The sequence below is a fragment of the Rathayibacter sp. VKM Ac-2804 genome, assembly GCF_009866655.1.
GTDB lineage: Bacteria > Actinomycetota > Actinomycetes > Actinomycetales > Microbacteriaceae > Rathayibacter.
Genome location: NZ_CP047420.1, coordinates 431,361 through 451,311, shown reverse-complemented (window position 1 = coordinate 451,311; position 19,951 = coordinate 431,361). Strand labels below are relative to the sequence as shown.

Here is a 19,951-nt window from a genome sequence, read left to right as displayed (position 1 = left end):
TCCTGTCGGGGGACGGGCGGGGCCGCTAGCGGGTGCCGTTCGCGGCGAACTCGGCGACCGCGGCCGCGTTCTCCTTGGTGACGAAGGCAGGGCCGGAGTAGACCGGCTGGCCGCCGCCGATGACGTTGCCGTTGGTCGTGTAGAGCTGGAGCGCCGTGACGCCGAGGAAGCCCTGGACGTAGGGCTGCTGGTCGACGGCGAAGGCGATCGTGCCGTCCTCGACCGCGGTGACGACGTCCTCGGAGAGGTCGAAGGTGCCGACCTGGGCCGAGCTGCCCGACTCCGAGACGGCGCCGACGGCGTCGATCGCGTACTGGCCGCCGAGGGTGAGCACGCCGTCGATGGACGGGTCGGCCTGCAGCTTGGACTTGATGGTCGCCTTGACGTCGGCGTCGTTGGTGCCGTCCACCTGCAGGTTGCTCATGCTGCCCCCGAAGGTCGACGCGGCCGCCTTGCAGCGCTCCTCGAGACCGACGTTGCCCGCCTCCTGGATGACGCAGAGCGCGTTGGTGGCGCCGGCCTCGGCGAGCTTCGTGCCGACCGCCTCGCCGGCGACCGTCTCGCTCTGGCCGATGTGGGTGAGGGCGCCGAACTCGGCGGAGCGCTCGATGCCGGAGTTGATGGTGACGACGGGGATGCCGGCCGCGACGGCCTTCTCGACGCTGTCCTTGACGCCGTCGGGGTTGGCCATCGAGACGACGATGCCGTCGACCTGCTGGGCGACCGCGTTGTCGATCAGCTGCGACTGCTTCGCCGGGTCGGGGTCCGCGTTGTAGGTGATGGTCGCGCCGTAGTCGCCGCCGGCCGCCTCGGCGCCGGACTTCACGCGGTCCCAGAAGGCGTCGCCGGGGCCGGAGTGGGTGACGACCGCGTAGGTGTAGTCGCCGCCGCCGCCCGCGCCGCCGCCGCCGCCAGCGGTCGCGGCGGGCTCCTGACCGGTGCCCGTGCACCCGCTGAGCAGCAGGGCCGCCGAGGCCGCGAGGCCCAGGCCTGCGAGGAATCGCTTCTTCATGGAGAGCTCCTTCTCTGCGGACGGCGTCGTCTCTGACGGTCCGGAACGTCGTTGTCGGGTCGAGTATGAAATCGCGCGTTGCAAATGTCAATACATATTGTCATTGCGCTACGCTCGGAGCGGCTCGCCGGTGAGTGGCACCGGGTCGTGAGCCGCTGTCAGAAGCATGGAGGAGCGCGCAATGGTGCACCGTTTCGGAGTAGGTCTGGTGTCGGTCGGCTGGATGGGGCGCCTGCACACGCGGGCGTACCGCGCGGTCCCGGAGCACTACCCGGACCTCGGCGTCGCCGTGGACCTCGTGTCGGCGGCCGACACCGATCCTGGCACGCGCTCGCTGGCCGAGGACGTCCTCGGCTACCGCCGGACGACGGCGGACTACCGGGAGGTGCTCGAGGACCCGGAGGTCGACATCGTCTCGATCTGTGCGCCGAACTTCCTGCACCGCGAGGTCGCGCTCGCCGCGGCGGCGGCCGGCAAGCCGTTCTGGATCGAGAAGCCGATGGGCCGCTCCGCCGCCGAGTCGTCCGAGATCGCGCGCGCGGCCGCCGACGCCGGCGTCGTCACCTCGGTCGGCTTCAACTACCGGCACGCGCCGGCCCTGGCACAGGCCCGCTCCCTGATCCGCGACGGAGCGATCGGCCGGGTCACCAACGTCAGCGTGCGCCTGCTCGCCGACTACTCCGCGGATCCGCTCGGCGCCCTCACCTGGCGCTTCCTGCAGGCGCGGGCCGGCTCGGGCGTGCTCGGCGATCTGCTCTCGCACGGCGCCGACCTGGCGCAGTACCTGGTCGGGCGGATCGACTCGGTCTCCGCGCTCACCGAGACCTTCGTGCGCGAGCGCCCGCTGCCCGGCTCGGCCGCGGCGGGCCACTTCAGCAAGGGCACCGAGGGCGGCGAGCGCGGCGCGGTCGAGAACGAGGACTACGCGGCGGTGCTCGGCCGCTTCGAGTCCGGCGCGGTCGCGGTGCTGGAGGCGAGCCGGGTCGCGGTCGGGCCCCGCGCCGAGTACACGCTCGAGGTCTACGGCACGAAGGGCTCGCTGCGCTGGGACTTCCAGCGGCTGAACGAGCTGCAGCTCGCCGACGACCCGAGCGGCTACCGCACGATCATGGCGCAGCCGGGCTTCGGCGACTTCTCCCGCTTCCAGCCGGGCGCCGGGACGAGCATGGGCTTCGACGACCTCAAGACGATCGAGGCGTCGCTCTTCCTGACCTCGGTGCTGGAGGGGCGCCAGCTCGCGCCGTCGGCCGCGGACGCCTGGTCGGCCGCCGAGATCGTCGAGGCGGCGCTCCGCAGCGACCGCTCGCGGGCGTGGGAGAGCGTCGGGACGGTCAACGGAGACGTCACCTACGACGCCTGAGCCGTCCGACGCCCCCGTCCGACGCCCCGCCGCGGGGCGGCCTTCAGAGCGCGAAGGCCGCCTCGAAGGCGTCGAGCGCCGCCTCGGAGTCGGTCGACGGCCACGCCTCGAGGCCGACGACCCCGTCGTAGCCGAGGGCGCGCAGCTCCTGGGCGACGGCCGGGTAGCGGATCTCCCCGGTCCCGGGCTCGCAGCGGCCGGGCACGTCGGCGACCTGGATCTCGCCGATCCAGGGCAGGCACCGGCGCACGAGCTCGAGCAGGTTCCCCTCGCCGATCTGCGCGTGGTACAGGTCGAGGTTCAGCCGCAGACCCGGGCGGTCGACCGCGCTGACCAGCGCGAGGGTGTCCTCGGCGCGGGCGAACGGCGTGCCCGGGTGGTCGACGGCCGTGTTGAGGTTCTCCAGGGTGAAGACCCGGCCGCGCTCCTCGCCGAGCGCGGCCAGCCGGCGGAGGGTGTCCTCGGCGCGCTCGCGGTCCTCGGGCGTCACCTCGGTCCCGGGCCGGACGGGCAGGCCGCCCGGCGCGAGGCCGGTGCCGTGCAGGTTCAGCCGCGGGCTGTCGATGATCTCGGCCGCCGCGAGCGAGAGCTCGGCCGTCCGGAGCGTCTCGGCGATGCCGTCGGGCGTGATCAGGTCGCCGGTGAGGTAGCCGGTCATCGACGAGAACGTCGCGCCGGTCGCCGCGAGCGCGGGCAGGTCCTTGGTGGACCAGTCCCAGATCTCGACCTCGAAGCCGCGCTCGTGCAGGCGGCGGACGCGGTCGACGAACTCCAGCTCCGGGAAGAGCATCTCCGCGGAGGCGGCGAGACGAACGGTCACGGCCGGTGCCCTACAGCTCGACGCTCACCGAGACGCGCTCGACCGCGGAGCGGGCGGCGGCATCGGCGAGGACGAGGGCGGCGCGGCCGTCGGCGAACGTGGGGCTCGTCGACTCCTCGCCGCGGGCGAGCCTGATGAACTCGGTCAGCTCGGCCCGGTAGGCCACGGCGTAGCGCTCGAGGAAGAAGTCCTGGTACGGCGGCTTCGCCTGCACGCTGGTGCCGTTCGAGACGCTGACCAGGCTGGTGAGGGCGTTCGCGACCTCGATCGAGCCGTCGGCGCCGAAGGCCTCGAGGCGCTGGTCGTAGCCGACCGAGCTGTGCCGCGAGTTGGTGATCGAGACGAGCGCACCGGAGGCGGAGCGGAGGGTGACGACGGCGGTGTCGAAGTCGCCGTGCGCGCGCGCGCCGGGGTCGAACGTGGTGGTGCCGGTCGCGGTGACCTCGACGATGTCGGGGAGGAAGAAGCGCGCCATGTCGAAGTCGTGGATCGTCATGTCGCGGAAGATGCCGCCGGAGACGCCGATGTAGGCCGCGGGCGGGGCGGCGGGGTCGCGGCTGATGATCGAGAGCTGCTCGAGCGCGCCGATCTCGCCGGCGGCGACGCGGGCGCGCGCCTCGGCGAAGGCCGGGTCGAAGCGGCGGTTGAAGCCGAGGGCGATCGGCACTCCCGACGACGTGACGCGGGGCAGCAGGGCGTCGACGCGCGCGATGTCGAGGTCGATCGGCTTCTCGCAGAGCGCGGGGATCCCGGCCGAGATCGCGGCCTCGAGGAGGTCGATGTGGGTCGCGGTCGGCGAGGCGATCAGCACTGCGTCGATCTCGCCGGACGCGAACATCTCGGCGGCGTCGGTCGTGACGGTGCCGCCGTAGCGGGCCGAGACGTCGTTCGCGCCGTCGACGAACGGGTCGCAGACCCAGGCGAGCGTCGCCTCGGGGTCGGCGGCGATGTTCGCCGCGTGCACCTGGCCGATGCGGCCGGTGCCGATGAGTCCGAAGCGGAGAGGGGTGTCGGTCACGGCGATGTCCTTGCTGCCCGGGGGCGGTCTGAGGGGTGGGGTTCGGGAGGGGCGCGGTCAGGCCCAGGCGCGCAGGGCCTCGCGGTTGACGGCCTGGTCGTCGCGGCGCTCGTCGCGGAACGCGGTGATGTCGGCGTCGGGCGCGTTGAGGACGTCCTGCTCGACGACGACCCAGCCGTCGTAGCCCTGGGCGTCGATCGCGGTCATCACGGCGTCGAGGTCGATGTCGCCGCGGCCGAAGGCCACGAACGATCCGGAGGACCAGACCTCGCGCATCCCGCCGCCGGCCGCGAGGACCCGGCGCAGCTCGGCGACGTCGACGTCCTTGAGGTGCAGGTGGTTGATCCGGGAGCCCCAGCGCTCGACGGCCGCGACCGGGTCGCCGCCGCCGATCAGGAGGTGACCGGTGTCGAGGGTGAGGCCGATGTCGACGGCGCCGAGGAAGCGGTCGATCTCCTCGGGCGACTCGATGTACGTGCCGGCGTGGTGGTGGAAGGTCGGCTCGAAGCCGGCTCCGCGGACGACGGCGGTCGCGCGCTCGACGTTGGCGACGAGCCGCGACCAGCGCGCGTCGTCCAGCGGATCGGCCTCGGCGCCGCGCCCGGGCGAGGAGCGCCGGGCCGCGGAGCCGTCGTCGGCGAGGGTCGGCAGCGGGAGCCGCGCGGGGCCGTGCTCGGACGCCTCGGCGAAGAGGCGGAGCGCGGCGTCGAGCTCGGGGAGTGAGGCCGCGAAGGCCTCGTCGTCCGAGAAGGGCAGCTGGATCCAGCCGCCGGCGATGTCGAGTCCCGAGCGCTCGAGGCGGTTCCGCAGCTCGGCGCCGCGGCCGAGGTAGCCGGCCGGACCGAGGTCGACGCCGGTGTAGCCCGCCTCGGCGAGCACATCGACCAGATCGTCGGGCGAGACGACGTCGGCGCCCTCCGGGGTGAGCTCGAAGACGCCGAAGCTGACGGGGGCGCCGGCGACCGCGGCCTTCATCGGGCCGCTCCGGGGGCGGCGTGCTCGGGGGCGGCGCTCGCGGGGGCGCGGAGGATCATCTGGACCATACGACGGTGTACAACTCCTCGAGAGGGCGGTCTGTAATGTCGTTACAATAGCACAATGGGACGGTCTGCCGTGCTGCTGACCTGCGCTGCATAATGGGGTGACGCCGACGGGTGTCGATCATTCCCGGCGGAGAGCCGGCGGGCGGAGGGGGACGACATGGCGCTGCAGGAGGAGCACGCCCTGCCGATGGACCTCTTCATGGACCTCGACCGCTCCGGGCCGATCCCGCTCTACCACCAGATCGCGACGCGACTCGAGCGGGCCATCCTCGACGAGACGCTCCCGGCCGGCTCGCGGCTCGAGAACGAGGTGTCGCTGGGCAACCGCCTGGGCATGTCGCGGCCGACCATCCGCCGCGCGATCCAGGACCTCGTCGACAAGGGCCTCCTCGTGCGCCGCCGCGGCATCGGCACCCAGGTCGTGCACGGCAGGGTCACCCGCAACGTCGAGCTCACCAGCCTCTTCGAGGACCTGCAGCGCTCGGGCCAGAGCCCCACGACCAGCACCCTCTCCTCCACCGTCGGCACGGCCGACGAGAAGACCGCCGAGGCGCTCGGCGTCGAGGTCGGCTCGCCCGTCCTGCACCTCGTACGGCTGCGGTCGGCGGACGGGGTCCCGCTCGCCGTGCTCGACAACACCCTGCCGGCCGACTTCGTCGACCTCGACCTCGGCGCCCTCGAGACGCACGGCCTCTACCAGCTGCTCCGCGCCCGCGGAGTGGCGATGCGCGTCGCGAAGCAGCGGATCGGCGCCCGCGCCACGACCCCCCGCGAGGCGCAGCTGCTCGACCTGCGCAAGGGCGCCGCGGTCCTGACGATGACCCGCACCGCCTTCGACAACTCCGGCCGCGCCGTCGAGTACGGCCAGCACTGCTACCGCCCCGACCTCTACTCCTTCGAGATCACCCTCGTCGACCGCTGACCCGCCGCACAGCACGGGTCGGGCCGAGCGCGCTCCTTGCCTGCTGGTCGAGCAGCGCGCAGCGCGTATCGAGACCCGGCCCCTGCACTCGGTGGATCTCGATGCGCCCTCTCAGAGGGCTACTCGATCAGCATGAAGGCGTCAGTTCCCGTCGCGGCGGAGCCGGGCCTCGCGGCCGGCGATGTGCACGCCCAGGCCGGTGATGCCGGCGGCGAACGCGACGATCACGCCGAGCATCCCGTGGACGCTGCCCGCGCCGGCGGCGAACGCGCCGACCAGGAGCGCGATCGAGGCCAGCACGATCAGGACCGCGCCGGCGATCTCGCCGCCGCTGGATCGCCTCAGCACGTCTCGCATGCCTCCAGACTGCGACGCGCGGCGCGCCCGCCGCAAGGCTTCCGAGATGAACGGAGCACGAGAGCCCGCCGCCCGCTAGACGGCCACCCACCCCCGCCGCAAGCCCGAGAGACGCCGAGCCTCCGCGACCAGACTGGAGGCATGCAGCAGCTGACCTACGCCTCCAAGAGCATCGTCACCACCGACGCCGTCACCGAGGCCCTCCTCGACCTCGTGACCGCGATCGACCGGCAGGAGCACTCGGAGGCCGTCAGCGTCCCCGCCTTCACCGACGACGGCGTGCTGATCGAGGCGAAGATGACGCTCGACGCGAGCAGCGAGCTCGTCGCGGTGCCGGTCGAGCGGTCCGTGCACGACGAGGCCGCGACCGAGGAGGCCGTCGCGAAGGCCGTCGAGGACATCCGCTCGCGCATCAAGGACAACCGGCGCACCGTCGCCCGCCCCGTCATCGAGCCGGACCCGGAGCCCTACAACTACGAGGAGTACTAGGCCCGCCTAGCCCAGGCGCCCGTCGAGGTCCTTGACCACGCGGCCGGACTGCAGCACCACCCGCACCGCCGACGGGTCGGCGAGTGCGGCGACGTCCGCCAGCGGATCCGCGTCGGTCAGCACGAGGTCGGCGAGCTTGCCCGGCTCGACCGAGCCGAGCTGCGCGTCCAGGCCCAGCAGGCGCGCGCCGCCGAGCGTTCCGGCGCTCAGCGCCTCCAGCGGCGTGAGCCCGACGGCGACCAGCTGCGCCAGCTCGGCGAGGTTGCGGCCGTGCGGGTGCACTCCGGCGTCGGTGCCGAGCGCGAGAGGGATCCCCGCCGCGACGGCCCGGCGCACCGAGTCGACACCGCGCTCGCGCAGGAGCTCGCGCTGCCGGAGCCGCTCGGCGGTGGTCGTCGCGGGATCGAACGCGCGGACCAGGATGCTCAGGGTCGGCACGAGCGTCGTCCCGCGCTCGCGCATCAGCGCGATGGTCTCGTCGGAGAGGTCGTAGCCGTGCTCGATGCTCGTGGCGCCGCCCAGCACCGCGGCCCGCGCGGCGTCGTCGGAGAGGGCGTGCGCCGTGATCGGCCGGCCGCCGCGCTCGGCGAGCAGCTCCGCGATCAGGGCGACCTGCTTCTCGGTGATGCCGACATCGCGCGCGTCGTCGTTGGGTGAGCCGAGCCCGCCCGAGGTCGCGACCTTGATCACGTCGGCACCCGTGCGCACGAGCGTGCGGACCATGCGGACGACGTCCTCGTCCGTGTCCACCAGTCCGGGTGCGGGCATGCCCGGGCGCACGGCCCAGGCCGGCAGGCTGCCGTTGCGGTGGTGCGGATCGGCGTGGCCGCCGGTCGGCGAGAGCATGGCGATCGCGAGGTGCAGGCGCGGGCCCGCCACCGCGCCGCGTGCGACGGCCTCGCGGTAGCCCGGGGAGAGCCCGTCGAGGTCGCGCGCGGTGGTGACGCCGGCGTCGAGCGTGCGGCGGAGCAGCCCGGCGATCTCGAGGACGTCCTCCTCCGGGAAGCGCTCGCGCGCCGCCTCCGGGGCGACCGGCACCATCGCGAGGTGCACGTGCACGTCGACGAAGCCCGGCAGCAGGAACGCGCCGGAGACGTCGACCGTGCGCCCCTCGGGACCGGTGCCGGAACGCCGCGGCCCGGCGTACGCGATCACGCCGTCGCGGATCTCCACCTCGGAGTCCTCGAGCGGCGCCGCGCCTGTGCCGTCGACGAGCGTCGCGCCGACGAGGCGGAGCACGCCCTCGGCGACGGGGGTGGCGGGCAGTCGGGCCGTCATGCGCTCTCCTTCGTGGGGACCGCCGCCGGGCCCGAGAGGCTGAAGCCCGGCGAGCCGGGGTCGGCGTCGAGCAGGCGGCGGGTGTACCAGTGCTGGGGGTCGGCGTAGATCCGCTCGACCGGGCCGGCCTCGACGACCTCGCCGCGGTAGAGCACCACGACCTCGTCGCTGACGCGCTGGACGACGGCGAGGTTGTGCGAGATGAACATCATCGTCAGACCGAGCGACTCCTTGATCCCGGCCAGCAGATCGAGGATCTGCCCCTGCACCGAGACGTCGAGGGCGGAGGTGATCTCGTCGGCGATCACGAAGGTCGGGTCGATGATCAGCCCGCGGGCGATCGCGACGCGCTGGCGCTGCCCGCCGGAGAACTCGTGCGGGAACCGGTGCCGCATGTCGGCGCTGAGACCGACGCGCTCCAGCCAGGCGACGATCAGCTCCTCGTTCCGGCCGACGCGGGCGCGGACCGGGTCGATCGCCTCGGCGAGGGTCTGCGCGATGGTGCGCCGCGGCGAGAGCGAGGAGTACGGGTCCTGCGGGATCATCTGCGTGCGCCGGCGGTAGGCGTGCATCGCCGAGCGGTTGGCGGCGACGATGTCGACGCCGTCGACGCTCGCCGTGCCGGCCGCCGCGCGGACCGAGCCGACGAGCACCTTGGCGAGGGTCGACTTGCCGGAGCCGGACTCGCCGACCACGCCGACGGTGCGGCCGCGCTCGACCCTCAGGTCGACGCCGTGCAGGACCTTCGCGTGGCCGAAGACGACGTCGAGACCGCGGACGTCGACCATCGCGGAGGACGCGGCGGCTCCAGCGGCCGCGGCGGCGGCGGCGCTCACGAGCGCACCTCCGGCGGCGTCGGCACGGTCACGACGGGCGTCGCGGCGAGCAGCTGCCTCGTGTACGGATGCGTCACGGTCTCCTCCGAGAGGTGGGCGATGTCGTCGATCCGCTCGACGATGCGGCCGTCCTTCATCACGAGGACGCGGTCGCAGAGCGCCCGGACGACGCCGAGGTCGTGCGAGATGAAGAGCACGGCGGTGCCGGAGTCCTCGTTCATCCGCTTGAGCACGCTCAGCACCTCGCGCTGCACGGTGACGTCGAGCGCGGTGGTCGGCTCGTCGGCGATCAGCAGGTCGGGCTTCGCGCTCATCGCCGAGGCGATCATCGCGCGCTGCTTCATGCCGCCCGAGAGCTGGTGCGGGTACTGCCGCAGGCGCCCCTCCGGATCGGAGAGCATCACCGAGCGGAAGCCGCGCAGCAGCAGGTCGAGCGCGTCGCGGCGGGAGTGGCGCAGGCGGATCCGCAGCACGTCGGAGAGCTGCGTGCCGAGGACCATCGCCGGGTTCAGCGCGGTGCCCGGGTCCTGGTAGATCAGGCCGATCTTCGCGGCGAGCACCCGGTCCGGCACGGGGCCGAGCAGGTCGGTGCCGCCGAGCTCGAGCCGGCGCGCGGACGCCTCGAGGCCCTCGCCGAGCAGCTTCGCGACCACCGAGGCGGTCAGCGACTTGCCCGAGCCGGACTCGCCGACGATGCCGAGCACCTCGCCGCGGCGGATGGTGAAGGAGAGGTCGGAGACGAGCTCGCGGCCGGTCGCGCCGTGGCGGACAGTGATGCCGTCGGCGACGAGCACGGCGTCGGCCGGGGCGGGCGCGGCGGTCGAGGAGCCGGCGGCCCGCGTCATCCGGGCCCGCGTCGTGTTCGAGCGCGGGTTCGCCGCCGCCGCCAGGCCGTCGCCGACCAGCAGCGCCGCGAAGGAGGCGACCGTGAGCGCGAGCGCCGGGCCGAGGATGACGACCGGGTTCACCGAGATGCGGCTCAGCCCGTCGTTGAGCAGCGTGCCCCAGTCGAAGGCGGGCGTCTGCGCGCCGAGGCCGATGAAGGAGAGGCCCGAGATCTCGACGAGCGCGCCGGAGAAGGCGCCGGCGACGAGGATCAGCGTCGGCTCGGCCATGTTCGGCAGCACGTGCCGCAGCGCGACGAGGTGCGTCGGCACGCCGGTCAGCCGGGCGGTCGTGACGTACTCGCTCGCCGCGATCTTGGAGGCGAGGTTCGCCGTGAGCCGCGCGAAGCCGGCGATGTTGGCGACCGCGATGGCGACCACCACCTGGACGACGCCCTGGCCGAGGATCGCGGCGACGATGATCGCGACGAGCATCGTCGGGTAGCTGACGGCCAGCTCGATCGCGCGCAGCCCGAGCTCGCGGACCCGGCGCGGGGCGAGCCAGACGCCGATGCCGACCGCGATGCCGACGATCGCGGAGAGCACGGTCGCGGCGAGCGCCATCAGCACGGTCGAGCGGGTGGCGACGAGGGTGCGGGCGAGCATGTCGCGGCCGAGGGTGTCGGTGCCGAGCGGGTGCTCGGGGGTCGAGCCGAGGCTGGGGCTGCCGCCGAGGCCGGTGGCCTGGCCCTCGAGCGCGATCGGGGCGATCAGCGCGGTGAGCGCGATCACGCCGAGCAGGCCGAGCCCGATCACGAGCCCGGGGTTCCAGGCGAAGGTGCGCGCGCCGGCGGGCTTCAGGCCGCGGACGGCGGTGAGGGACTCAGCCACGCTGCTCTCCGAGGGTGCGCGGGTCGATCAGACCCAGGATGACGTCGATCACGAGGGTGATCACGAGGGAGATGAGCCCGATCACGAAGACGGCCGCGCGGATCACCGGGTAGTCCTTGTCGATCGCGATCGCCTGGACGATCACGCCGCCGAGGCCGGGCCAGGCGAAGACCGCCTCGGTGATCAGCGCCGAGCCGAGCAGGGCGGTGAGGATGATGCCCGAGAGCGTCAGCGCCGTGGTCAGCAGGTTGGGCAGCATGTGCTTGGCGTAGAGCGTCAGCGCGGGCAGCCGCCAGCCGCGGGCGGTGCGCATGTAGTCCTGCTCGAGGATCACCGCGGTCTCGCGGCGGACGATCCTCGCGACGGAGCAGGTGCCGCCGACGGTGAGCGAGGCGATCGGGAGGATTGCGGCGGTGCCGAAGTCGTAGGCCGGCGAGTACGCGGGCGGCAGCACCTTCAGCAGCACCGCGAAGACGACGACGAAGCCGGTCGCGAGCACGTAGGTGGGCACCGAGGAGATCAGGCCGGTGACCGTGCTGAACACCGCGTCGAGCCAGCGGCGGCGGTCGCCGCGGGTCGCGACGCCGACCGCCATGCCGAGCGCGATGCCGAGCACGAGCAGCAGGAGCACCGCGGAGATCGTGATGGTCAGCGTGTACGGCACGGCCGTCATCACGAGGTCCATCGCCGGGATGGAGTAGCGGTAGGAGGCGCCGAAGTCGCCCTGCAGCACGCCGACCAGGTAGGTCCAGAGCTGCGCGGGCAGCGGCTGGTCGAGCCCGAGCTGGGTGCGCACCAGCTCGACCTGGTCGAGCGAGGCCGCCTCCCCCGCGATGGCGATCGCCGGGTCGCCGGGGATGAGCTGCACGATCAGGAAGGTGACCAGCACGAGCAGCGCGAGGTTGACGAGCAGGCCGAGGGCCCGGCGGAGGAGGAACCTTCGCCAGGCCCCGCCGAGGGTGCCGGCGCGGACGGCGCCCGGGCCGGGCGCCCCCGCGCCGGACGACCCGAGGCCCAACGATGCAGCGGTGGTGGCGGTCGTGGTGCTCATCGCGTCGTCTCCTCGTGTCGTCCGGCTCGGGTGGGCTGCTCAGGTGTTCAGGGCGTCAGCGGATCAGGACAGGATCCGCATGGCCGAGATGTCCCAGTAGCCCGAGAACACCGAGGTGGCGAAGCCGGAGCGGGCCACGTAGCGGTGCGTGTCGGTGATCAGCGGCGTCATGTCGACGCGCTCGAGGATCGTCTTCTGGGCGGCGAGCAGGTTCTCGCACTGCGTCTCGGTGTCCGAGGCGGCCATGGCGGCCTCGTAGTAGGCGACGCCCTCGGGGTTGTCGCTGGAGGAGACGTTGGTACCGCCGTCGGCGTAGGTCGGGCCGAGGTAGCGGGCGATCGTGGTGTGGATGAGGCCGGGGCCGGCGTTCTCCGCCGCGATCGCGACGTCCCAGGTGGTGGGCTCGGTGCGCATGGCCTTCGACCAGTCGGCCGGGTCGAGCGCCGAGACGGTGACCGTGGCGCCCGCGGCGCGGAGCGACTCGGCCAGGTAGTCGGCGGCCGGGTCCCAGTTCGACATCATCAGCAGGCGGATCGACTGACCGGTGAGCTCGGGCATCGCGGCGGCGGGGTCGTACGTCTGCACGAGCGACTCGTCGTCCAGGGCGCAGCGGTAGCTCGCCGCGTTGACGGTGTACTGCGGCACGCCGAGGCCGTCGAGGCCGGCGGAGTTGAAGCCCTGGGTGTCGATCGCCTGGGCGACGGCGGCGCGGAGGTCCTGCTTCCCCTCGAAGATCGAGCCGGAGCCGGGGGCCTCGTTGAAGACGAGGTTGTAGGCCGAGCTGGCGAAGGTGACGGTCGTGTAGGCCGGGTCGTCCTCGAAGCGCAGCGCGTTGGAGTCGTAGAAGCGGGCGAGGTCGACGCCGCCGGACTCGAGCAGGTTGGCGCTCGTGTTGGAGTCGGACTGCACGGTCAGGTTGATCGTCTTCGCGGGCTCGCCCTCGACGTCCTGCCAGTCGGGCCAGGCGTCGTAGTCGTCGCGCAGCGTGTAGGCGGCGCTGACACCGGCCGAGAGGTCCGACAGCGTGTACGGGCCGGACCAGGCGCCGTCGACGGTGCCCGCGGCGAGACCCTCGGGGTCGGCGAGACCGGCGGGGCAGATGATGCCGGTGCCGGGGCGGGTGACGCCGCCGAGCAGCTGCGAGTAGGGCTGGCTGAGCGAGATCGTCAGCGTGCCGGCCGCGTCGTCGGGGGTGAAGGTCGGCTCGCCGGAGCCGAAGGCCTGGTTCTTCCAGGTGACCGCGCCCGAGTCCTCGAGACCGGTGAGGTAGCTGAAGGAGTCGGCGACGACCGTGGGAGTGATCGCGGTGCCGTCGGCGCAGGTGGCGCCGTCGCGGAGGGTGAACGTGTACTCGGAGGCCGAGACGGCGTTCCACTCGGAGGCGAGGCCGCCGATGTAGCCCTCGGTCTCGCCCTGGCGGAGCAGGGTGTCGAAGCCGAGGCGCGCGACGGTCACGTCGGCGTCGGCGGAGGCCTTCGCGGGGTCGAAGGTGGACGGCGCGTACCAGAGCTCCGCGTTGATGGTGTCGGTGGTGCCGGCGGTGCCGGTGGCGCTCTGCGGGGCGCTGGTGGTCCCGCAGGCGGTGAGCGCGAGGCTCGCGACGGCCGCCAGTGCGACGCCGGCGAGCAAGCTCTTCCTGACCATGGTGCTGTCCTCCAAGGGGTACGGGTGGTGCATCGGGGCGGGGCGGAGTTGCTCGGGGGGCCGCTCAACTTGGATCCAATCTAAGGCAATGCGGATCCCATTGTGTTTCGTCGGGATTACATCTCCCGGGCGTCCCCCGCGGGCCGGTCGTGGACCGTCCGCCCGCCGAACACGGTGCGCAGCACGCGCGCCTCGGCGAACTCCTCCGCCGAGCGCTCCCCCGGGTCGACCGAGAGCAGCACCAGGTCGGCGAGGAACCCGGCCCGGAGCATCCCGCGACGGTCCTCCGCGAAGGCCGCGTGCGCCGCCCCCCGCGTGTAGCCCTCGACGGCCTCGAGCACCGTCAGCGCCTGCTCGGTGCCGAGCGGCTCGGCCCGGCGGCGCATCCGCCGGGTCACCGCGGTCGCGACGACCTGCCGCGGGTCGAACGGGAAGTAGGGGGCGTCGGAGCCGAGCGCGATCACAGCGCCGGAGTCGCGCCAGTCGCGCATCGGGTTCACCGGGTCGGCCCGCGCGCCGAGCCGGGCCGTCAGTCCCGCCGCGTTGCTCCAGGCGATCGAGGGCTGCAGCGAGGCGACGACGCCGAGCCGGGCCGCGCGCTCGCGGCTCTCGGCGGAGGGCTCGAGGTAGGCGTGGATCAGCTGGCAGCGCAGGGCGGCGATCCGCTCGGGCGAGCCCGCGGCCTCCAGCCCGTCGAGCACCTCGGCGACCGCGCGGCTGCCGACCGCGTGCACACCCAGGCCCCAGCCGCGCTGGACGCATTCCGCGGCGAGCCGCGCGAACTCGGCCGTCTCGATCCGCTGCACACCGTGACCGCCGTCGGGCCAGGGCTGCTCGAGGAGCGCCTGGCCCTTCATCCCCTCGCCGTCGTAGTAGACCTTGATCGGACCGAGGCGGAGCAGCTCGTCGCCGTCGCCGGTGGTGCCGTCGATCGAGTCGAGCACGGCCAGCGCCTCGTCGACGCTCGGGACCGCCTCCGTGCCGAGCTCGGAGTAGGGCATCGCGACGACGCGCAGCGACAGCTCGCCGCGCTCGTGCGCCGCGCGGTAGGCGGCGAGCTCGTCGAGCGTGACGGCCGGGTCGACGACACCGGTGAAGCCCAGCTCGTGCAGCAGCGGCTGGATGCGGAGGAGGGCCGCGCGGCGGTCCTCGGGGGTGGGCGGGGTGTCGCCGAGCCAGTCCGGGGCGTCCGGATCGGCGTCGGCGTCGGCGAGCATCGCGGCCGAGAACGCGTCGGCGCCGGCGCCCGCGTCGAGCAGCTGCAGGGCCTTCAGGCCCGCGCGCTGGGCGTGCGAGTGCGCGTCGATGAAGCCGGGGAGGAGGGTGCCGTCGAGGTGCTCCTCGGGGGTGCCGGCCGGGGCGGCGGCACGGACCTCCTGCAGGGTGCCGACCGCGGCGATCCGGTCGCCCTCGATCAGGAGCGCCTCGGCGAGCGGGTTCGCCGGGTCCATCGTGCGGACGCGGGCGACGAGGAGGTAGGGGGCGACGCCGTTCTGCGACTCAGGCATCGATCGTCTCGCGGCGGTCGAGCCAGTCGTGCACGTCGGCCGCGGTGACGAGGGCGTCGCGCTGGAGGTACTCGATCGCCTCCAGCGTGGCGGCGTGCGCGCGCTCGCTCGAGCCGGCGACGCAGTCGGTGAGCACCCGGACGGCGTAGTCGTGCTGGTGCGCGTCCGCGGCCGTGTAGTGGATGCAGACGTCGGTGAGGCCGCCGACCAGCAGCAGCGTGCCCGCGCGGTACGCCTTCAGCACGATCTCGAGCTCGGTGCCGAAGAAGGCGGAGTAGCGGCGCTTGCGGATCACGAACTCCTCCGGCCGCGGCTCCAGCCAGGACGCCAGCTCGGTGCCCGGGTCGCCCTCGAGGCAGTGCGGGCCCTCGGCGCCGTCCAGCTCGCGGCCGATGTCGATCAGGTCGCGCTTGTGCACCTCCTGCACGAAGACGACCGGCACGCCGGCACTGCGGCAGTGCGCGATCAGGTCGCGCACCCGGGGCGCGCGCTCCGCCCGGCCGCTCATCACGGGGATGCCGGGGGTCGGCAGGCCCGAGGCGGCCCCGCCCTGGATGTCGACGACGAGGAGGACGGGAGTGCCGGAGACGGCGAGCATGCGGGTGGATCCTTCCGGGTGGTGCGCGGGTCGGGTGAGGTGCCCCCACGACCCCGGCGGCGCGAGGGCCGGGGCCCGTCGTCCGCCCGGCAAGTCTGGCCAGGCGATCGTTCGGGCGGGGGTCGGCTGTGTTTCCCCGGGGTAAAACCTCGGGATGCTCGGCTTGTGGAGGAGAGTCGGGCGCGGGCCGGCCGGGTCGTCCGCGCCCCCTGATTCCTCAAAAGTTGCGGTAGTCGCGCTCGACTACCGCAACTTCTGGAGATTCAGCGAGCGGCGGAGGCGGAGCGCGGCGGGCCTGTGGAGAACGCCGCACTCCCCCGCGTGTGGAGGAGCGTGGCCGGCCGCCATTCCTCAGAAGTTGCGGTAGTCGCGCGCCACTACCGCAACTTGTGGAGAGTGGGTCGGGCGCGGCCCGGGGGCTAGACCGGGCGGGCGGCGCGGCGGCGGCGGTGCGGGAGCAGGGTGGCGACGGGGACCGGGGCGAAGGCGTCGGCGACGGCGACCCAGACGGAGGCGTCGGGGGCGTGGTCGCCGAGCAGCTCGGCGCAGACTCCGCACGGCTCGATGAGGTGGCGCGAGCCGCCCGGGCGCTGCAGCACTCCGACGATCGAGACGACCGGCGAGCCGGCGACGACCGCGGCGCTGAGGGCTGCCGACTCGGCGCAGACGGAGGCCCGGCCGGCGCTCGCCTCGACGTGCAGGCCGGTCACGATCCGGCCGTCCGCGAGCCGGAGCGCGGCCGCGACCTCGTGCACGCCGGTCCGGTAGCGCGCATCGAGGATCGCCGACGCGGTCTCGAGCAGCTCGCGGTCCGGCGCGGACATCCCGGCCGGAGGCCCGTCGAGCACCGGCCGATCGAGCACCGGGCTCTCCGGCACCGACGGCTCCGACGCCGCCCGCTCGGTCACGACCAGCCCAGGATCCGCGCCATGTTGCCGCCCTCGACCAGCGCGCGGTCGGCCTCGTCCGGGATCGCCTTGGCGATCTTCATCCGCTCGAGGTCGAAGTCGCTGCCGGGCCACTCGGAGCCGAGCAGGATCTTCTCGGCGCCGAGCCGGGCGTAGGCGCGCTTGACGTCGGACATCAGCGTCGCCGAGGTCTCGAGGTAGACGTGCGGGTTGCGCTCGGCGACGATGATCGCCTCGGGCACGTTCCAGACCGCGCCCATGTGGGCGATGATCGTCGGCACCCCGGGGAAGCCCTTGGCGATCTCCTCGATGGCGAACGGCGCGCAGAACGCGTCGTCGAGCGCGTTGATCAGCACGGGCAGCCCGAGCTCGTCGCAGACCGCGAACAGCGGGTCGAGCAGCCCGTGGTCGGCGACGTGATAGCCGTGCAGGCTGGGGTGCAGCTTGAGCCCGACCAGGCCCGCGTCGGCGAAGCGGCGGATCTCGTCCGTCGCGTTCTCCCACTGCGGCATGACCTGGCCGAAGCCGAAGAGACGGTCGGGGTGCGCCTTCACGAGGTCGATCAGGAAGTCGTTCTCGATGCCCTGCGCGAGGGAGCAGACCATCGCGCGGTCGACGCCGGCGGCGTCCATCCGGTCGAGGATGCGCTTCGGGTCGAACGGAGTGTAGGCGGGGGGCTGCTCGCCGGGGCGGACCCCGCTGAGGTAGTCGCTGCGGCCTCGGCGGTCCTGCGTGGTGTTGTACGCGTCGATGATCATGCGGCGTCTCCTTCTTCCGGTGTGGTGCGGGGGTGTCGTGCGCGGGTGGGGTGTCGTTCGAGGGCTGGGATGCTCAGCCGACCGCGGCCATCGCGCCCATGGCGACGAGCGCGGCGAGGGAGGCGAGCCTCCGGGTGGTGTCGAGGCGGCCGGGGCGGCCGGCGAGGGCGACGCGGAGCGTGCACGCCGCGTAGACGGCGACGGCGGCGCCGAGCGGCAGGGCGAGTCCGCCGCCGTGCGCGTGCCCGGCGCCCGCGAGAGCACCCGCGGCGGGCGCGGCCTCGGCGAGGAGCACGAGGACGGCGGCGAGCAGCATCCCGACGGCGTGCAGCGCGTCGGCGCCGTGGCGTCGGACTCCGCGGCCGCGGCGCACCCGGTCGACGAGGGCGGCGACGAGCGCGCAGCCCGCGAGCAGAGCGGACCAGAGCGGCGCCGGCAGGAGGTGCAGGGCGGGCAGGTGCACGTCGAGCATCGCGGCGAGCATGGCGCCCTCGGCGACGAGCCAGCCGCGGCCGACTCCCCGCCAGCCGGCGAGACCGAGCGCGAGGGAGGCGGCGGCGCCCGCCACCATCACGACCAGCAGCACGTCCACGCCGGCCTCCAGACCTCGATCGGTCGCCATGGCGGGCAACATTGGATCCAATGTATGGCCGGGCGGATCCAAGGTCAAGCTCGGTCTGATCCTGCACGCCCGTCGATCGACGCGGTGGCGGCCGCGTGGGATCCAATCCCTGCCATGATTGGATCCCGGCCCGCGTGCGGCCGCTGATCGGAGGGGATCATCGCGTGACGACTCAGGGCGACAATGCACTCGTGGACGATCTGGCCGCCCGGATCCGGGCCAAGATCATGTCCGGTGAGATCCCGATCGGCGCCCCGCTGCGCCAGGCCGAGCTCGCGACCCAGTTCGGCATCAGCCGCACCCCGGTCCGCGAGGCGCTGCGGCAGCTGCAGACCGGCGGGCTGATCGAGGTCGTCCCGAACCGCGGCGCCGTCGTCCGCGTGCCGGTGCCGTGGGAGGTGCGCGAGGCCTACGAGGTGCGCGCCGAGCTCGAGTCGCTGGCCGCCCGCCGCGCGGTGGACCGCCTGGACGACGCGACGATCGCCGAGCTCCGCTCCGTCAACACGGCGATGTACGAGCGCTCGCTCGCCGTCGCCGCCGGCACCGCGGCCGAGCGCGACGGCAGCGCCAACGACCAGTTCCACGGCCTGATCTATCAGGCCTCCGGGAACACCCGCCTCAGCCGGATGCTGATCGAGATCAACGACGCCTTCCCCCGGAACGTCTCGGGCCTGGTGCTCCGCGAGAACTCGCGCCACCGCGAGGAGAACTTCCGCGAGCACGAGCAGATCGTCGAGGCCTTCGTCGCCGGCGACCGCGATCGCGCCGCCGGCATCATGCGCGAGCACGTCCTCCGGGCCGGCGAGCACCTCGCGCACTGGTACGAGCGCCGCTCCTCGACGGTGTTCACGGGCTGAGGCGCGCCGGCCCGCGCACGACGTCAGCCAGGAATCGCCGTCATCGCCCATCGGCGATGAACACGGCTCTCAGCTGATGTCGTGCGGCGGTGTCAGCTCCGCGGCACCGTCGACCCGCGGATCAGCAGCTCCGTCGGCAGCAGGGTCGCGCGCGCGACGTCCTCGCCGGCCAGCAGCCGCACCAGGACCTCGGCCATCGCGTCGCCGAGGCCGGCGGCCGGCTGCCGGACGGTCGTGATCGGCGGCTCGGCCGCCTCGGAGGAGTAGTCGCCGTCGAAGCCGGCCAGCGCCACGTCGCCCGGCACGGACAGCCCGCGCTCGCGCAGCACCGCCAGGGCGCCGGAGGCCATCTGGTCGTTCGAGGCGAAGACCGCGTCGATCGGGCGGCCGGAGTCGAGGAGGCGCCGCATCGCCTCGGCGCCGTCGCGCGGCGAGTAGTCGCCGATCTCGACGAGCGAGGCGTCCAGGCCCGCCGCCTCGACGGTCGCGCGCCAGCCCGCCAGCCGGTCGATGGCGCCGGGCATGTCCTGGCGGCTGGCGATCATCGCCGGGGCGCGCCTCCCGAGGCCCAGCAGATGCTCGGTGACCTGCCGCGCCGCGCCGACGTTGTCGACGTCGACGAAGTGGCTGTCGTGGTCGTCGAGGCTGAGCGGGCGGCCGCCGAAGACGAGGGGGACGCTCGCGCCGATCCGGGCGTAGGAGTGGTCGCCGCTGTGGTGCGACACGACGAGCGCGCCGTCGACGTTGCCGCCGAGGAGGTAGCGGCGGGTCTTGTCGGGCGTGGCCTCGGAGGCGATCACGATGTTGAGCATGTAGTCGGTCGCGGCGAGGCGGGTCGCCGCGCCCTGCACGACGGCGGCGAGGAACGGGTCGCCGAAGACCTTGCCGATCGACTCGGGTACGAGGAGGGCGAGGACCTGGGTCCGCCGGCTGGCGAGCGAGCGCGCCGCCCGGTTGGGCACGTAGCCGAGCTGCTCGATCGCGAGGCGGACGGCGGCCTGCGCCTCGGCCTTGACCTTCGGCGAGTCGTTGACGACGCGGCTGACCGTCGCGCGCGACACTCCGGCGAGCGCGGCGACCGCCTCGAGCGTGGGTGCGGCCGGTGCGGTGTCGTGACTCATGCGTGCCTCTCGAGCGGTGGTCCCCGGGCCCGAG

At 73.5% G+C, this 19,951-nt stretch carries 20 protein-coding genes; 4 read left to right on the top strand and 16 right to left on the bottom strand.

Annotated features, from left to right (window positions below):
• Positions 1 to 25: 25 nt before the first annotated feature.
• Complete coding sequence (locus GTU73_RS02095) at positions 26 to 1,012, bottom strand: sugar ABC transporter substrate-binding protein (protein ID WP_160086539.1); 987 nt, start codon at positions 1,010 to 1,012, stop codon at positions 26 to 28.
• A 181-nt stretch (positions 1,013 to 1,193) separates the two neighbouring features.
• Between GTU73_RS02095 and GTU73_RS02090 the strand changes: the two genes are divergently transcribed.
• A complete protein-coding gene (locus GTU73_RS02090; RefSeq protein ID WP_244231739.1) occupies positions 1,194 to 2,372 on the top strand; it encodes a Gfo/Idh/MocA family oxidoreductase in 1,179 nt (392 codons plus the stop codon).
• A gap of 43 nt (positions 2,373 to 2,415) precedes the next feature.
• On the opposite strand, the gene GTU73_RS02085 is transcribed toward GTU73_RS02090, so the two are convergent.
• From GTU73_RS02085 to GTU73_RS02075, 3 genes are read right to left on the bottom strand one after another with little or no spacing between them, the layout of a single operon-like run.
• A complete protein-coding gene (locus GTU73_RS02085; RefSeq protein WP_160091176.1) occupies positions 2,416 to 3,162 on the bottom strand; it encodes a TIM barrel protein in 747 nt (248 codons plus the stop codon).
• A 40-nt stretch (positions 3,163 to 3,202) separates the two neighbouring features.
• Positions 3,203 to 4,210 carry an inositol 2-dehydrogenase gene (iolG, locus tag GTU73_RS02080; protein ID WP_160086535.1) on the bottom strand — a complete coding sequence of 336 codons (1,008 nt, stop codon included), beginning with the start codon at positions 4,208 to 4,210 and terminating at the stop codon, positions 3,203 to 3,205.
• 57 nt (positions 4,211 to 4,267) lie between these two features.
• Positions 4,268 to 5,185, bottom strand: a complete 918-nt coding sequence (locus GTU73_RS02075) for a sugar phosphate isomerase/epimerase (RefSeq protein WP_160086533.1) — start codon at positions 5,183 to 5,185, stop codon at positions 4,268 to 4,270.
• 225 nt (positions 5,186 to 5,410) lie between these two features.
• Here GTU73_RS02075 and GTU73_RS02070 point away from each other — a divergent pair, with 225 nt between their 5' ends.
• Positions 5,411 to 6,175: a GntR family transcriptional regulator gene (locus GTU73_RS02070; protein WP_123705876.1), complete on the top strand. Its 765-nt coding sequence runs from the start codon at positions 5,411 to 5,413 to the stop codon at positions 6,173 to 6,175.
• Positions 6,176 to 6,316: 141 nt separating this feature from the next.
• Here GTU73_RS02070 and GTU73_RS02065 read toward each other — a convergent pair whose 3' ends face one another.
• The gene (locus GTU73_RS02065; protein WP_160086531.1) at positions 6,317 to 6,523 is read right to left on the bottom strand and encodes a hypothetical protein; all 207 of its coding nucleotides are present in this window, start codon (positions 6,521 to 6,523) and stop codon (positions 6,317 to 6,319) included.
• 150 nt (positions 6,524 to 6,673) lie between these two features.
• Between GTU73_RS02065 and GTU73_RS02060 the strand changes: the two genes are divergently transcribed.
• Positions 6,674 to 7,021 carry a hypothetical protein gene (locus GTU73_RS02060; RefSeq protein WP_160086529.1) on the top strand — a complete coding sequence of 116 codons (348 nt, stop codon included), beginning with the start codon at positions 6,674 to 6,676 and terminating at the stop codon, positions 7,019 to 7,021.
• A gap of 6 nt (positions 7,022 to 7,027) precedes the next feature.
• Here GTU73_RS02060 and GTU73_RS02055 read toward each other — a convergent pair whose 3' ends face one another.
• From GTU73_RS02055 to GTU73_RS02010, 10 genes are all read right to left on the bottom strand, one after another.
• Positions 7,028 to 8,299, bottom strand: a complete 1,272-nt coding sequence (locus GTU73_RS02055; RefSeq protein WP_160086527.1) for an amidohydrolase family protein — start codon at positions 8,297 to 8,299, stop codon at positions 7,028 to 7,030.
• Positions 8,296 to 9,135 (bottom strand): ABC transporter ATP-binding protein, encoded by an 840-nt coding sequence (locus GTU73_RS02050; RefSeq protein ID WP_244231738.1) that lies wholly within the window; start codon positions 9,133 to 9,135, stop codon positions 8,296 to 8,298. Before GTU73_RS02050 ends, GTU73_RS02055 begins: the two co-directional genes overlap by 4 nt.
• The gene (locus tag GTU73_RS02045; protein WP_244231737.1) at positions 9,132 to 10,850 is read right to left on the bottom strand and encodes a dipeptide/oligopeptide/nickel ABC transporter permease/ATP-binding protein; all 1,719 of its coding nucleotides are present in this window, start codon (positions 10,848 to 10,850) and stop codon (positions 9,132 to 9,134) included. The genes GTU73_RS02050 and GTU73_RS02045 overlap by 4 nt, the downstream gene beginning before the upstream one ends.
• Positions 10,843 to 11,901, bottom strand: coding sequence for an ABC transporter permease (locus GTU73_RS02040; protein ID WP_160086525.1), 1,059 nt, complete (start codon positions 11,899 to 11,901; stop codon positions 10,843 to 10,845). The genes GTU73_RS02045 and GTU73_RS02040 overlap by 8 nt, the downstream gene beginning before the upstream one ends.
• Before the next feature lie 63 nt (positions 11,902 to 11,964).
• A complete protein-coding gene (locus GTU73_RS02035) occupies positions 11,965 to 13,545 on the bottom strand; it encodes an ABC transporter substrate-binding protein (RefSeq protein WP_160086523.1) in 1,581 nt (526 codons plus the stop codon).
• Between the two features lie 116 nt (positions 13,546 to 13,661).
• Entirely contained in the window at positions 13,662 to 15,053 is a 1,392-nt protein-coding gene (locus GTU73_RS02030; RefSeq protein WP_160086521.1) for an amidohydrolase family protein, read from the bottom strand.
• Positions 15,046 to 15,651: an isochorismatase family cysteine hydrolase gene (locus GTU73_RS02025; RefSeq protein ID WP_123731621.1), complete on the bottom strand. Its 606-nt coding sequence runs from the start codon at positions 15,649 to 15,651 to the stop codon at positions 15,046 to 15,048. Before GTU73_RS02025 ends, GTU73_RS02030 begins: the two co-directional genes overlap by 8 nt.
• A gap of 419 nt (positions 15,652 to 16,070) precedes the next feature.
• The gene (locus GTU73_RS02020) at positions 16,071 to 16,529 is read right to left on the bottom strand and encodes a hypothetical protein (RefSeq protein ID WP_208543723.1); all 459 of its coding nucleotides are present in this window, start codon (positions 16,527 to 16,529) and stop codon (positions 16,071 to 16,073) included.
• 26 nt (positions 16,530 to 16,555) lie between these two features.
• Complete coding sequence (locus GTU73_RS02015) at positions 16,556 to 17,317, bottom strand: amidohydrolase family protein (protein WP_123447441.1); 762 nt, start codon at positions 17,315 to 17,317, stop codon at positions 16,556 to 16,558.
• 73 nt (positions 17,318 to 17,390) lie between these two features.
• Positions 17,391 to 17,939: a hypothetical protein gene (locus tag GTU73_RS02010; protein WP_160086519.1), complete on the bottom strand. Its 549-nt coding sequence runs from the start codon at positions 17,937 to 17,939 to the stop codon at positions 17,391 to 17,393.
• A 191-nt stretch (positions 17,940 to 18,130) separates the two neighbouring features.
• Here GTU73_RS02010 and GTU73_RS02005 point away from each other — a divergent pair, with 191 nt between their 5' ends.
• The gene (locus GTU73_RS02005) at positions 18,131 to 18,796 is read left to right on the top strand and encodes a GntR family transcriptional regulator (RefSeq protein ID WP_208543722.1); all 666 of its coding nucleotides are present in this window, start codon (positions 18,131 to 18,133) and stop codon (positions 18,794 to 18,796) included.
• 92 nt (positions 18,797 to 18,888) lie between these two features.
• Here GTU73_RS02005 and GTU73_RS02000 read toward each other — a convergent pair whose 3' ends face one another.
• Entirely contained in the window at positions 18,889 to 19,917 is a 1,029-nt protein-coding gene (locus GTU73_RS02000; RefSeq protein ID WP_160086517.1) for a LacI family DNA-binding transcriptional regulator, read from the bottom strand.
• Positions 19,918 to 19,951 lie beyond the last annotated feature (34 nt).

Bases quoted from the DNA above. Each gene is read 5' to 3' on its own strand.
- GTU73_RS02095 (WP_160086539.1), bottom strand. From the start codon at position 1,012: ATGAAGAAGCGATTCCTCGCAGGCCTGGGCCTCGCGGCCTCGGCGGCC.
- GTU73_RS02090 (WP_244231739.1), top strand. From the start codon at position 1,194: ATGGTGCACCGTTTCGGAGTAGGTCTGGTGTCGGTCGGCTGGATGGGG.
- GTU73_RS02085 (WP_160091176.1), bottom strand. From the start codon at position 3,162: ATGCTCTTCCCGGAGCTGGAGTTCGTCGACCGCGTCCGCCGCCTGCAC.
- GTU73_RS02075 (WP_160086533.1), bottom strand. From the start codon at position 5,185: ATGAAGGCCGCGGTCGCCGGCGCCCCCGTCAGCTTCGGCGTCTTCGAG.
- GTU73_RS02070 (WP_123705876.1), top strand. From the start codon at position 5,411: ATGGCGCTGCAGGAGGAGCACGCCCTGCCGATGGACCTCTTCATGGAC.
- GTU73_RS02060 (WP_160086529.1), top strand. From the start codon at position 6,674: ATGCAGCAGCTGACCTACGCCTCCAAGAGCATCGTCACCACCGACGCC.
- GTU73_RS02055 (WP_160086527.1), bottom strand. From the start codon at position 8,299: ATGACGGCCCGACTGCCCGCCACCCCCGTCGCCGAGGGCGTGCTCCGC.
- GTU73_RS02040 (WP_160086525.1), bottom strand. From the start codon at position 11,901: ATGAGCACCACGACCGCCACCACCGCTGCATCGTTGGGCCTCGGGTCG.
- GTU73_RS02035 (WP_160086523.1), bottom strand. From the start codon at position 13,545: ATGGTCAGGAAGAGCTTGCTCGCCGGCGTCGCACTGGCGGCCGTCGCG.
- GTU73_RS02030 (WP_160086521.1), bottom strand. From the start codon at position 15,053: ATGCCTGAGTCGCAGAACGGCGTCGCCCCCTACCTCCTCGTCGCCCGC.
- GTU73_RS02025 (WP_123731621.1), bottom strand. From the start codon at position 15,651: ATGCTCGCCGTCTCCGGCACTCCCGTCCTCCTCGTCGTCGACATCCAG.
- GTU73_RS02015 (WP_123447441.1), bottom strand. From the start codon at position 17,317: ATGATCATCGACGCGTACAACACCACGCAGGACCGCCGAGGCCGCAGC.
- GTU73_RS02010 (WP_160086519.1), bottom strand. From the start codon at position 17,939: ATGGCGACCGATCGAGGTCTGGAGGCCGGCGTGGACGTGCTGCTGGTC.
- GTU73_RS02000 (WP_160086517.1), bottom strand. From the start codon at position 19,917: ATGAGTCACGACACCGCACCGGCCGCACCCACGCTCGAGGCGGTCGCC.